This is a genomic window from Sporosarcina sp. AD_1, assembly GCF_057373025.1.
Genome location: NZ_JBPVIR010000003.1, coordinates 55,529 through 67,243, shown reverse-complemented (window position 1 = coordinate 67,243; position 11,715 = coordinate 55,529). Strand labels below are relative to the sequence as shown.

General features: G+C 46.1%; 13 protein-coding genes. 6 read left to right on the top strand and 7 right to left on the bottom strand.

All coding sequences use genetic code 11. The annotated features are described in order from the left end of the window. Positions 1-14 precede the first annotated feature (14 nt). On the top strand, positions 15-572 hold the full coding sequence (locus tag ACSW3C_RS06470) for a superoxide dismutase family protein (protein WP_486561636.1): 558 nt from the start codon (positions 15-17) through the stop codon (positions 570-572). A 49-nt stretch (positions 573-621) separates the two neighbouring features. On the opposite strand, the gene ACSW3C_RS06465 is transcribed toward ACSW3C_RS06470, so the two are convergent. Both ACSW3C_RS06465 and ACSW3C_RS06460 read right to left on the bottom strand, forming a co-directional pair. Further along, a complete protein-coding gene (locus ACSW3C_RS06465) occupies positions 622-1,761 on the bottom strand; it encodes a zinc-dependent alcohol dehydrogenase (protein ID WP_486561634.1) in 1,140 nt (379 codons plus the stop codon). Positions 1,762-1,842: 81 nt separating this feature from the next. Further along, the gene (locus tag ACSW3C_RS06460) at positions 1,843-2,973 is read right to left on the bottom strand and encodes a CAP domain-containing protein (protein ID WP_486561632.1); all 1,131 of its coding nucleotides are present in this window, start codon (positions 2,971-2,973) and stop codon (positions 1,843-1,845) included. Positions 2,974-3,229: 256 nt separating this feature from the next. On the opposite strand from ACSW3C_RS06460, the gene ACSW3C_RS06455 reads away from it, so the two are divergent. From ACSW3C_RS06455 to ACSW3C_RS06445, 3 genes are read left to right on the top strand one after another with little or no spacing between them, the layout of a single operon-like run. After that, positions 3,230-3,877, top strand: coding sequence for a pentapeptide repeat-containing protein (locus tag ACSW3C_RS06455; RefSeq protein WP_486561630.1), 648 nt, complete (start codon positions 3,230-3,232; stop codon positions 3,875-3,877). Positions 3,878-3,922: 45 nt separating this feature from the next. Then, complete coding sequence (locus tag ACSW3C_RS06450) at positions 3,923-4,399, top strand: hypothetical protein (protein WP_486561628.1); 477 nt, start codon at positions 3,923-3,925, stop codon at positions 4,397-4,399. Continuing rightward, the gene (locus ACSW3C_RS06445; protein WP_486561626.1) at positions 4,396-4,554 is read left to right on the top strand and encodes a hypothetical protein; all 159 of its coding nucleotides are present in this window, start codon (positions 4,396-4,398) and stop codon (positions 4,552-4,554) included. The genes ACSW3C_RS06450 and ACSW3C_RS06445 overlap by 4 nt, the downstream gene beginning before the upstream one ends. Before the next feature lie 91 nt (positions 4,555-4,645). Here ACSW3C_RS06445 and ACSW3C_RS06440 read toward each other — a convergent pair whose 3' ends face one another. The 4 genes from ACSW3C_RS06440 to ACSW3C_RS06425 all read right to left on the bottom strand — a co-directional run bounded on the left by ACSW3C_RS06440 (position 4,646) and on the right by ACSW3C_RS06425 (position 8,871). Further along, positions 4,646-6,778, bottom strand: a complete 2,133-nt coding sequence (locus ACSW3C_RS06440; RefSeq protein ID WP_486561624.1) for an MMPL family transporter — start codon at positions 6,776-6,778, stop codon at positions 4,646-4,648. Between the two features lie 117 nt (positions 6,779-6,895). Continuing rightward, positions 6,896-7,096 carry a cold-shock protein gene (locus tag ACSW3C_RS06435; RefSeq protein WP_009766462.1) on the bottom strand — a complete coding sequence of 67 codons (201 nt, stop codon included), beginning with the start codon at positions 7,094-7,096 and terminating at the stop codon, positions 6,896-6,898. A 141-nt stretch (positions 7,097-7,237) separates the two neighbouring features. Beyond that, positions 7,238-8,239 (bottom strand): inorganic phosphate transporter, encoded by a 1,002-nt coding sequence (locus ACSW3C_RS06430; protein WP_486561622.1) that lies wholly within the window; start codon positions 8,237-8,239, stop codon positions 7,238-7,240. A gap of 11 nt (positions 8,240-8,250) precedes the next feature. Further along, complete coding sequence (locus ACSW3C_RS06425) at positions 8,251-8,871, bottom strand: DUF47 domain-containing protein (RefSeq protein ID WP_238079297.1); 621 nt, start codon at positions 8,869-8,871, stop codon at positions 8,251-8,253. Between the two features lie 234 nt (positions 8,872-9,105). Here ACSW3C_RS06425 and ACSW3C_RS06420 point away from each other — a divergent pair, with 234 nt between their 5' ends. Beyond that, positions 9,106-9,639 carry an NfeD family membrane protein gene (locus tag ACSW3C_RS06420; RefSeq protein WP_486562102.1) on the top strand — a complete coding sequence of 178 codons (534 nt, stop codon included), beginning with the start codon at positions 9,106-9,108 and terminating at the stop codon, positions 9,637-9,639. A 37-nt stretch (positions 9,640-9,676) separates the two neighbouring features. After that, positions 9,677-11,230 carry a flotillin lipid rafts scaffold protein FloT gene (floT, locus tag ACSW3C_RS06415; RefSeq protein WP_486561621.1) on the top strand — a complete coding sequence of 518 codons (1,554 nt, stop codon included), beginning with the start codon at positions 9,677-9,679 and terminating at the stop codon, positions 11,228-11,230. Here the strand turns inward: floT and ACSW3C_RS06410 are convergent, their stop codons facing one another. Further along, the gene (locus tag ACSW3C_RS06410; protein ID WP_486561619.1) at positions 11,231-11,656 is read right to left on the bottom strand and encodes a hypothetical protein; all 426 of its coding nucleotides are present in this window, start codon (positions 11,654-11,656) and stop codon (positions 11,231-11,233) included. Positions 11,657-11,715 lie beyond the last annotated feature (59 nt).

Here is an 11,715-nt window from a genome sequence, read left to right as displayed (position 1 = left end):
AGGAGGTAGTTGAAATGAAGACAATGAAAACCTTGCCTTTGCTTTTGCTCGCAGCTGTGTTATTAATTGCAGGCTGTTCGAAGAAGGATACGAAGCTTCCGGTAAGCGCGGAGAAGATGGAAGCGATTGTTTCACCTCTGATTAATAAGGATGGGGCGGAAATCGGGAATGTAACAATGAGTGAGGATGCGAAAGGCGTAACCATTAGCATTGAAGCTGAAGGATTGCCGCCAGGGCTGCATGGCGTCCATATCCATGAGACGGGCGTTTGTACACCTCCAACATTCGAATCAGCCGGAAGCCATTTCAATCCAACGAAAAAAGAGCATGGTTTCGACAACCCGAAAGGCTTCCATTTAGGCGATTTGCCGAATGTTGAAGTGGGAGAAGACGGGAAAGTGGAGGCGCAAGTGACGACGGCGGACCTCACATTGAAGCCAGGGGCTGAAATGTCACTACTCGACAAAGATGGCAGTGCCCTCGTCATCCATGAAGGACAAGATGATTATAAGACCGATCCAGCAGGCAATTCGGGCGCACGGATTGCATGTGCAGAAATTAATAAGAAGTGACAAAAACCGGTAGCAAGAGCCAATGGCCTGCTACCGGTTTTCCGTTTTTCTATGGTTTCAAAATAACTTTAATGCAATCGTCTTCATGTTCGAAGAAATGATGGTAAGCTGCCGATGCTTCTTCCAGTGGTACAACGTGAGTAATGATTTCCGTCGGATCAAACTCGCCATTTTTGATTTTCTCGAACAGCATAGGCATGTAATGGATAACCGGGGCTTGTCCCATTTTCAGCGAAATGTTTCGTTCAAATAGATTGCCTAGCGGGAACATGTTATAAAACATGCCATAGACGCCGGTCAATTGAATAGTCCCGAATTTCCTTACAGCTTGATGGCCGATTTCCAAAGCGCTTAATGTCCCGCCTTGAACTTTCATCTTCTGGCCAAGCTTCTCCAGCAGATTCTTCTTTCCATCCATACCGACACAGTCGATCACGATATCGACGCCGCCTTTCGTCAATTCCTTAATATGCGCTCCCATATTATCATAGTCCTCGAAATTGAAGGCTTCTACGTTGTTCATTTTCACAGCATGGTTTAGCCGGTAAGGAACATGATCGATTGCGATAACGCGTTTTGCCCCTTTCATCCAAGCGAATTTTTGCGCCATAAGACCGACTGGACCGCATCCTAGGACGGCTACCGTATCCCCGGGAGAAACACCGGCATGCTCTACACTCCAATAAGCGGTTGGCAAGACGTCGGACATGAACAAAAGTGCTTCATCTGGCAGTTCACAAGATTCCGGGATGACAAAAGGTGTGGCATTGCCGTATGGAACCCGTAAGTATTCCGCTTGGCCTCCAGGGTAGTTGCCATACCGTTCGGTAAATCCGAAATAGCCGCCAGTGTCCATATGTGGATTGGGATTGGAGTTATCACATTGGCTTTCCATTTCATGCTGGCAATAAAAACATTCGCCGCAGGAAATATTAAAAGGGATCACAACACGATCGCCCTTTTTCACCTTTGTCACACCGGGGCCGACTTCTTCCACAATTCCCATGGGTTCATGGCCGATAACGTAATCCTTGTGGGCAGGCAAAGCTCCGGCATAAATATGCAAGTCGGAACCACATATGGCGGTCGAAGTGATGCGCACAATAATATCATCGGGGTTCTCAATCTTCGGCGCCTCCACTTTCTTGACCTGAATGTCTTTTACTCCTTGAAACGTGACCGCTTTCATTGAATCCCTCCTCGTATCGTATCTTCTTATGTTCCCCTGAAAGAAGTCGACTAACCATGAGATAGGGAATTACTGAACACTTTATTTTAAAATGAAGTTTTCCGTATAATACGGCTGCGAGTTTTCATTAAAAGCAACGCCGATGCCTAGGTGGCTATAGTCTTTTATTAGTATATTGTCACGATGTCCCTTGGAATTCATCAAGCCTTCGTGGGCGAAAATGCTGCTCGATTGACCGTATGCCAAATTTTCTCCGGCTCTTATGAATTGGATGTGATCGTCCTTCATCCGGTCGAAAGGTGATTTGCCTTGTAAATTGTCATGGCTGAAATAGTCATTGTCGGCCATATCTAAACTGTGATTCCTTGCTGTTTCGGAAACACGCTCATCCCAAGAAAGAATGGACCGCCCGTGTCGGACTCGGGCTGCATTCGTCAAATCGTACAGTTGTTGTTCAAAACCCAGTCGTAGAGCCGGATCCGCCATAGCGTATAAATCGGGCTTCTTCCGCTCCAATTCCGTTGTAACCAGCTGCACCGCCGTGACGGTTGTACCTTGATGGAGATCATAGAAGACATATGTGTAGATATCTCCCTGCTTGAAAACATCCATGCCTTCATCCTCTTGCAGTACGTAAATGTTTAAGCCTTTGCGAATTTCCGTTACCGGTTCGCCAAGCGCTTTGCGTACCTCGGCTTTCGTGGTGCCGTAGGCAATGCCGTTTGTAGACGAGACGAGATCGTCGTTTGTGTAAATGGCCGCGACTTTTTTATTTTTCCCAAACGCGATCATAACAAAGTTTTGATAGTCTTCATGATAGGTCAGCCAATCGGTGCCGTATTCGTTTCTCGAATGGCTCTTTGGTTCTCCGAGCTCCCTCGTCACATCTTCCTCGGACGATCCGATTTCAATATTGTGAATGGAAATCGGTGAAAGTACGGGTTTTTCCAAAGCGGGTTTGGGCACTTCTTTTGGTACAACCGCATCCCAATCCGCTGTTTTGGCAGAGATGAAGTAGAGGAAATGATCCCATTGATCCCGGATTGTATCTATGGTGGAGGACACGCTTTCGTTATTGAAAAATTTCTCGACCCTCTCATCGACAGGTTGTAAAAATGATAGGTCGATATGCTTCGATACCGGCTCTTCCCATAATGGCTTCGCCAAGTACAAGGCAACTATGAATATAATGAAGAGTAACAGCCGCTTCACTAGAGATCGCCTCCTTCCTAGTTATTGTATCCGTTTTTTCTAGCAGGAATACAGCAAGAACTCTTTAGATTTGATTTCCGTTTGTGAAAGTGGGGAAACCTTGTATACTTAAAGAATAATGAAGGACCCGGAAATGTGGGGAGGCGTTGTCATGTTTAGTGGGTTGAGTTCTATACCGAGTTGGTTTTATGTGCTGGCGTTTGCGGTCGTCATCTTATTAGTGATTTTTATCGAATGGAAAACGAGGTGACAGGAGATGGCAGGCGGAAAAACAAAAAGGCAGAAACCGAAAGTGTCTTCTGGATTAGAGGAAATTCGTGCGGAGGATTGCTGGCGGCGGGATGGTTTTATTGAAAACGTCCGGATTGTTGATGGAATACTGGGTGGGGAAGAAGCGCGCATTGTTTTTGACGGCTGTCTCTTAAAGGATGTATCCTTCGCCAATGCGACTTTCCATGAGGTAGAGTTTGTCGATGTCATTTTTGAAACATGTGATTTCTCTAACGTTCAATTGGAGCATGCGGTGTTCCATCGCTGCGAAATAAGGGGTTCCAAGCTGACTGGTGCGAACTTTGCGAATTCAAAGCTGTCGCATACATTATTCCAGTCTTGTGACGGGCGGTATGTCAATTTTAGCTTTGCTGAGTTGAAGGAAGTAGATTTCGTGGAATGTCATCTGCCCGATGCGGATCTTTATGAGAGCGTTGGGACAGGCTTCCGTTTTGATAAATGCCAAATCGATAACATCAATTTGGCGGAAACCGATTTGAATGGAGTCGATCTGTCGACAAGCACCTATGACCGAATTGAAGTGACGCTGACCAAAGTAGGGGGATGCATCGTATCCCGAGAACAGGCAATGGGGTTTGCGCGCATGCTGGGCTTAACAGTGAAAGAGGAATAATGGTATACTGAAACACAACCTGAGGATAGAAAGAGTGGCAAAACAATGTTGACATTTGAACAGAAGCAAAAAATCATTGAATCCTTTCCTGAATTGACGCGGAAAGAGGTTTCCTTAAAACGCCTGAATTATCATTACGAAGACAGCTTGTATGAGAAGACTATTGTCGTGCAGCATCTGCATCCAAACGGGAATGGCTATGTGTATGTCGAAGGGATTTCTGGCTACACACCGGATGACCGAGGGCTGGTCAATATCCGCGAGGCATCGGAAGAAGAATTGCGCCGGACAATTGAAGATGCAATCCGTGGTTTATCGACAGAAGAGCAATGGGACGAAGAGGAATCGATCGAGGAAGCTTGGGTGAATGACCAAGGCCAGAAGCTGACTTTGCTCGAGGAGGAAGGCTTTTTCAATATTTACCACGGGTATAACTTGGAAGAAAGCTTCGGGGATTACGGAGAAGCCGTGGATTATTTGAAGGAAGAGAGATTCAAACGCAGCGGGGGAGATATGAAATGAAAGGCAAGACGCTCGTTATCGGATTGATTCTTTTTGTTATCATTGTTGTAGCTGTTATTTTTTTCGCCATGATGGCCCAATTCAAGAAAGATGAGCATGGGTTGGAGCCAATCGACTCGGAGTTGCATATGATAACGGAGAACGGGATATATTGAGAGGAACGCACACTTGGATGGGAATCCGGGTGTGTTTCTTTTTGTTTTCAATAAAAAACCATCTGCACACAGTACGTGCAGATGGAATAAATCAATGCCAATTGCCGGCTTTGTATGGACCTTTTCGGAATGGCAGCCACCAGTTCCATTTGCCGAACAGTTTCATCAAACTTGGAACGAGCAACAGGCGGATAATGGTCGCATCGATGGCAACGGCGATCGCGATGCCGACCCCAATCTGCTTGACGGGCATAACATCTGTAAAAGCGAATGCGCCGGTCAGGACAATCATGATCAGGGCAGCGGACGTGATAATTTTGCTCGTTGCCGCAAGCCCTTCTACGGTGGAGTGATCATTGTCCAATGTGTTGGCGTACTCTTCCTGCATCCGTGAAATAAGGAACACTTCATAGTCCATGCTTAAGCCGAAGACAAGGCTGAAGATGATAACCGGGATAATCAAGGCAATCGTGCCGGGATGTAACCCGAAGTGGCCATATTGGAAAATGTACACTAAAATTCCGAAAGTCGCGGACAAGCCTATAATATTCATCAGGATAGCCTTGATCGGTATTAAAATCGAGCGGAACGCGATCATTAAGATAATCATGGTAGAAATGACGATAAGCAATAGGACGGATAAAAGATTGTCGAAGATCTCATCAAAAATTTCCTGATTAAATTTTGGTTGACCACCGATCAGCAAATTCCAATCGGTATTGCGAGTCGACCAATCCCGGACCCAATCCTGTGCCTCATCCGATGTGCCGCCAGCACTCAATGTGACTGGGATGAGTAATTGCTTTCCTTGGACAAACGAGTCGAGCAATGGGGCAAGCTGTGCTTTCATTTCAGGAACTTGGATTGCCTGCTCCCATTCGGTTGGCGAAGTAATGCCGCTCGCTGAATAGATCGTTGTTGCCGAATCAACCAAAGGATCGGATGTTAATTCATCCTGCAACTGTTTCATCGACTCTAATCCATTCGTATCCGACCAGCCCTCTTTTCGTTCCGCTATGACATAAACAGAAGATTGATCACCTAAACCGAACGTCTCATCCATGAGTTCATAGGACGATCTCGTATCATAGGAGGTCGGCAGCGAATCAATTTGTGGAATCGTCAATTCCATATTCTTCGCAGGAATTAGGGCTGTGCCGAGCAACACAAGCGCAATAATCGTAATAAGGATCGGACGCTTGATTACCCCTTTGGCAAATTGACGCCAACGATTTGCCCCGTTCTCTTTCACTTTCAGTATCTGCCCTTTATTAATCCGATCACCAAGTAGGATGAGGATCGAGGGAAGTAAGGTGATCGAGCTGAGAACAGCCATGCCGACGATGATCATTCCCCCGAGCGCGATGTTCTGGAAGATTTCAACTCGAATGAGCAACAATGCACCGAGCCCGATGAAAACACAAAACGCCGAGAAGATGACGGAGCGTCCGGCTGTGCGGATTGTTGTTGCGACAGCTTCCGTGATTTCGCTTCTTTTTCGCTCCTCCCGGTACCGGCTGATGAAAAGAAGGGAGAAATCGATGCTTAGTGCAAGTCCGAGCATGGGGACAATATTTAAGACGAAAATGGACAAGTCCATCTGTCCTCCGAGCAGCGACAGAACACCGAATGCTGAAACGACCGTCGCAATGCCGACAAATAGCGGAACGAGAGAGGCTGCGACAGAACCGAAAGCGAATAACAGCACGATAATTGCAATCGGAAGACCAATTGCTTCCGCTTTCATCAGATCTCGCTGGCTGGCTGTATTAATGTCTTTTGTAATGGCGGATTGACCGGTCAATGTGACGCCTTTTTTATCCCCAATCGCCTCCCGGATCAACGTAACGACGTCCGCCCGGTCCTTTTCAGGTTCGTTGAAATGAAGCAGTGCGTAGGATACCTCATTAGAATATTGCTTTTCGTGATCCAGAGGTGAATCAATTTTTGAAACGACATTCAATTTATTGATTCGGGACAAAGTCGATTCGATTGCTTCATCCGGCACGTGATCGAATACGACAAACATCGTTTCGGCGGGCAGTTCGAATGTATCGGAAGCCATTTTCATCACTTGTTCATGTTCCGCATCCATCCGGAATCCATCGCCTGCAAGCAAGCTGGGCAGCCGAACGGCAAAAATCGCCATGACGATCAAGAAAAGAATCCAGAACGCCATGATGTACTTATGTGCGGAGGTAACTAAACGGGCAAGCAGCCGCATGGTACCGTCCTCCTTTGTATGTATAGTTGCTGTTCCTATCTTACCGGATTCTGCCACCGATGTCTCTTTTGAAATAAAAAAACCACTCTCCGAAGAGAGTGGTTTTGGAAAGTCAAATTAGTTTTTAGTTACGTTTGTAGCTTGAAGTCCACGTTGACCTTGTTCGATTTCGAAACTAACGTCTTGGCCTTCTTCAAGAGTTTTGAAGCCGTCGCCTTGGATAGCGGAGAAGTGTACGAATACATCGTCGCCATCTTCACGTTCGATGAAGCCATAACCTTTTTCTGCGTTAAACCATTTTACTTTACCTTGTTCCATGTTTGTTTCCTCCTCGTGTGCTATGCACACATTGTGTTACTATCCTTGCTCAAGTCTTGAAGCGGTCAAACCGTCACGCCGAACAAAAATAATTCTCCTTTATCATAACAGAGCTATTTTGACAATGCAAGTGAAAAGAATTTATTTAGAAAATAAGTTTAGCAATTGATAAAGAATTGCGGCAATCGTAGCAGAAATCGGCATGGTAATTACCCATGTGATGACGATCTTTTTGGCCACTCCCCATTTAACACCCTTGACACGTTGTGCAGAGCCAACGCCCATAATGGCAGAAGAGATGACATGCGTCGTACTGACCGGCAAATGGATTAGCGTGGCGCCGAAAATGATCGCCGCCGAACTGAGATCGGCTGCAGCACCGTTCACCGGACGGATCTTCATGATTTTGCCGCCGACTGTTTTTATAATTTTATAGCCGCCAATAGATGTTCCGAGTCCCATTGCTGTTGCAGCGGCAATTCGAACCCATAATTGGATATCGTCGCCGGTTTGCATATTAGCTGCAATCAACGCCATGGTAATGATCCCCATTGCTTTCTGGGCATCGTTTGTCCCATGAGTGAATGATTGCAAGGCCGCTGTTCCAATTTGCAAGTAACGAATTCGTTTATTTTCCTTAAACAAATTGCGGTTCTTTAAGACGACTTTGAAGATCGACATCACGAGAAAACCGACCGCTATCGCGATAAATGGCGAAATGATCAGCGCTTCCAAGATTTTTATGAAGCCGCTATAGTTCAAGACGGCAAAACCAGCAGCAGAGATGGCGGCCCCTGCAATGGAACCGATCAATGCATGGGACGAACTTGAAGGAATTCCAAAATACCAAGTGACCAAATTCCAAATAATCGCTGAAATGAGGGCAGCTAAAATGACGAGAGAACCGTTTTCCAGCACAAATGGGTCTACGATATCCTTCGAAATGGTTTTAGCAACACCGGTAAAAGTCAAAGCGCCTATAAAATTCATGATAGCGGCCATATAAATGGCCGTGCGCGGTTTCAGAGCTCGAGTCGATACAGAAGTAGCAATGGCATTCGCAGTGTCGTGGAATCCATTGATGAAATCAAATGCCAAAGCAAAAATTACAATGAGAACGGTGAGTAGTACAAATGTATCCATCTGCTTACCCCTTACGCATTACGCATGATGATCGTTTCGATTGTGTTCGCTACGTCTTGGCAGTGGTCAGCAATATCTTCCAATAGCTCGTACATGTCCTTGAACTGGATGATGCGGATCGGATCTTTTTCCCGAAGGAAAAGCTGTTTGATCGAGGTGCGCAGCACTTCGTCGCAAATCCGCTCATATTCTTTAATCTGCACAGCATGATCTCGCATGGCGACAAGTTTCTTGCGCGCCAGCAATTCCATGGCCTTCACAATTTCGTCTGAACTTTTAACAATGTTCTCCATGAATTTTTGAATATATTCATCAATTTCTGTGAGTGAGAACATCTCCAAATTCGCTACAAAATGCTCGATGCCATCAAGGATATCATCCATTTTGATAGCCAGCTGCAATATATCTTCCCGTTCAATCGGTGTCATGAAAGATGTATTCAATTTTGAGATCAAATCATGGATCAGATCATCACCCTCGGTCTCGTACTTCTTCAATTGAACACTGACTTCTTTCAGATCAGCGACTGATGTCACTTTAAAGTCATTTGCATAGTGCATCGCTTCTTTCACATGTTCTGCAATCGTGAGCAATGCTGAGAAAAATGGATCGGTTTTACGTGGACTAAACATGTCAAGCCTCCATCCGTTTCCGGAATCAATTTCAGTATTCCTATCATAGCAAATTTCGACAAAAAACTATACAAATTTTATTCGCGGAATTTAAAAGAATTTACTTTAAATGTGAATGACTGATGAATTGATCAGCTGCCAGTTTTTTTGAAAAAGTTTTCGATAATTGAAACTTATAGGGGAATAGGCCGTATATATAACCGAGTAGGAAAGAAGGAAGCGGAGGTGTTGGCTTTGGAACTGTTTGGCATGCCGATTGTGCAAGTTTATCTGACTGTCCTTATTATTGCTGGTCTAGCCACAATATTATACATCTTCTTCAGTGATATTGCGGAGGGGATCGGGGAAGGCAGTCCATTTCTAGATCCAGCTGTCATTTTGGCATTTATTACATTCACCGCTGCAATCGGGTATATCCTGGAATTACTGACGGGCTGGAATCATAGCCTTATCTTGGTTATATCGCTTGTCGGCGCTATCCTGCTGGACGTACTCCTCTATTTTTTCGTACTCCTACCATTGAAATCTGCGGAGGTTTCGATGACGTATACCGATGAATCGTTAACTGGCCAGGTCGGCAAAGTCATTGTGCCGATTCCGGTGGACGGTTTCGGCGAAATCATCATTGAAACAGTGAACGGCATCATTAACAAGCGAGCGGCCGGCTATGAGAACGAACCGATCGAGTACGGCAAGGAAGTGCTTGTTATTGAAGTGAAGGAAGGCACATTCATCGTCAAGGAGTATGAACCGTTCCGTTTTTCGTAAGATCAAAACTAATAAATTCTTATAAGGGGGAATTGCGATGCCAAGTATTTTTATTATCATTGGGATTGTGGCATTTATTCTGCTAGCCATCGTCCTAGTCTACGTCTCTAAGTACAAGACGGTCGGACCGGACGAAGCGCTAATCGTTACAGGGAGCTATCTCGGCTCGAAAAATGTACATACGGATGATTCCGGAAACCGGATTAAAATCATTCGTGGGGGCGGTACGTTCGTCTTCCCGGTGTTCCAACAATCGGAACCGCTCAGCTTGCTTTCAAGCAAGTTGGAAGTAACAACACCAGAAGTATACACGGAGCAAGGTGTTCCAGTGATGGCCGACGGTACAGCCATTATTAAGATTGGCGGTTCCATCTCGGAAATCGCAACGGCGGCCGAACAATTTTTAGGAAAATCAAAGGATGACCGAGAAAATGAAGCGAAAGAAGTTCTAGAAGGCCATTTGCGCTCCATCTTAGGCTCGATGACTGTTGAAGAAATCTATAAGAACCGTGATAAGTTCTCACAGGAAGTACAGCGGGTTGCTTCGCAGGACCTTGCGAAAATGGGGCTTGTCATTGTCTCCTTTACAATTAAAGATGTGCGCGATAAGAACGGATATCTTGATTCATTAGGGAAGCCGAGGATCGCACAAGTAAAACGCGACGCTGATATTGCAACTGCAGAAGCGGAAAAAGAAACGCGCATCAAAAATGCTGAAGCATCGAAGGAAGCACAAAAGGCTGAAATTGAGCGTGCTACTGAAATTGCTGAAGCAGAAAAGGAAAACCAGTTGAAAGTGGCTGAGTACCGCCGTGAACAGGATGTTGCGAAAGCGCGGGCGGACCAAGCATATGAGCTGGAATCCGCACGGGCTAAACAAGAAGTAACCGAGCAAGAGATGCAAGTCCGCATCATCGAGCGTCAAAAGCAAATCGAATTGGAAGAAAAAGAGATCTTGCGTCGGGAAAGACAGTACGACTCCGAAGTTAAGAAGAAGGCAGACGCCGACCGTTATGCGATTGAGCAAAATGCAGCGGCTGAAAAATCCCGTCAGTTGGCAGAAGCCGACGCTGAAAAATACCGCATCGAGGCTAGAGCCGCTGCCGAAGCGGAAAAAATTCGGCTTGATGGTTTGGCAAAAGCCGACTCGCAACGGGCACAAGGGGAATCCGAAGCCGATGTCATTCGTCTTAAAGGTCTCGCCGAAGCCGAAGCCAAGCGTAAAATCGCCGAAGCCTTCGAACAGTACGGCCAGGCAGCTGTCCTTGATATGATTGTCCGCATGATTCCTGAATATGCGAAACAAGTCGCAAGCCCACTATCCAACATCGACAAGATCACTGTCGTTGACACGGGCGGCGGCGAAGGTGGCGGCGCCAACAAAGTAACATCCTACGCAACAAACCTTATGTCCACGCTGCAGGAATCCTTAAAGGCTTCTTCCGGCATCGACGTCAAAGAAATGATGGAAAGCTACGTAGGCAAAAACACGCTACGCCCTAGCATCGACCGACTAACCGAAGAACTGTCTGCTACTAAATCGAGTGCCGGTGTTGCTGCAAAAGAAGAAAATTCATCGACAGAAGAATAATTAATGGAATGCCCCCGACCCGCCTGGCGGATCGGGGGTTTTTGGTTTGGTGTGTCGGGGTGAATGCCGGGGAAGTGGGTGAACGCCAGATAATCGGGATGAACGCCAGAAAACACGGGTGAACGCCAGATAATTGGAATGAACGCCGGGGAAGTGGGTGAACCCCAGATAATCGGGATGAACGCCAGAAAAGGCAGCTGAACGCCAGATAATCGGAATGAACGTCAGAAAAGGCAGCTGAACGCCAGATAATCGGGATGAACGCCAGAAAAGGCAGCTGAACGCCAGATAATCGGAATGAACGCCAGAAAAAGCAGGCGAACGCCAGATAGTCGGAATGAACGCCAGAAAAAGCAGGCGAACGCCAGATAATCGAAGTGAACGCCAGAAAAAGCAGATGAACGCCAGATAATCGGAATGTCCCAAATATGTACTTTGTATTTCTTCAAATGTTGAGAGTATAGTCTTTGTCCAATTTGTAAACT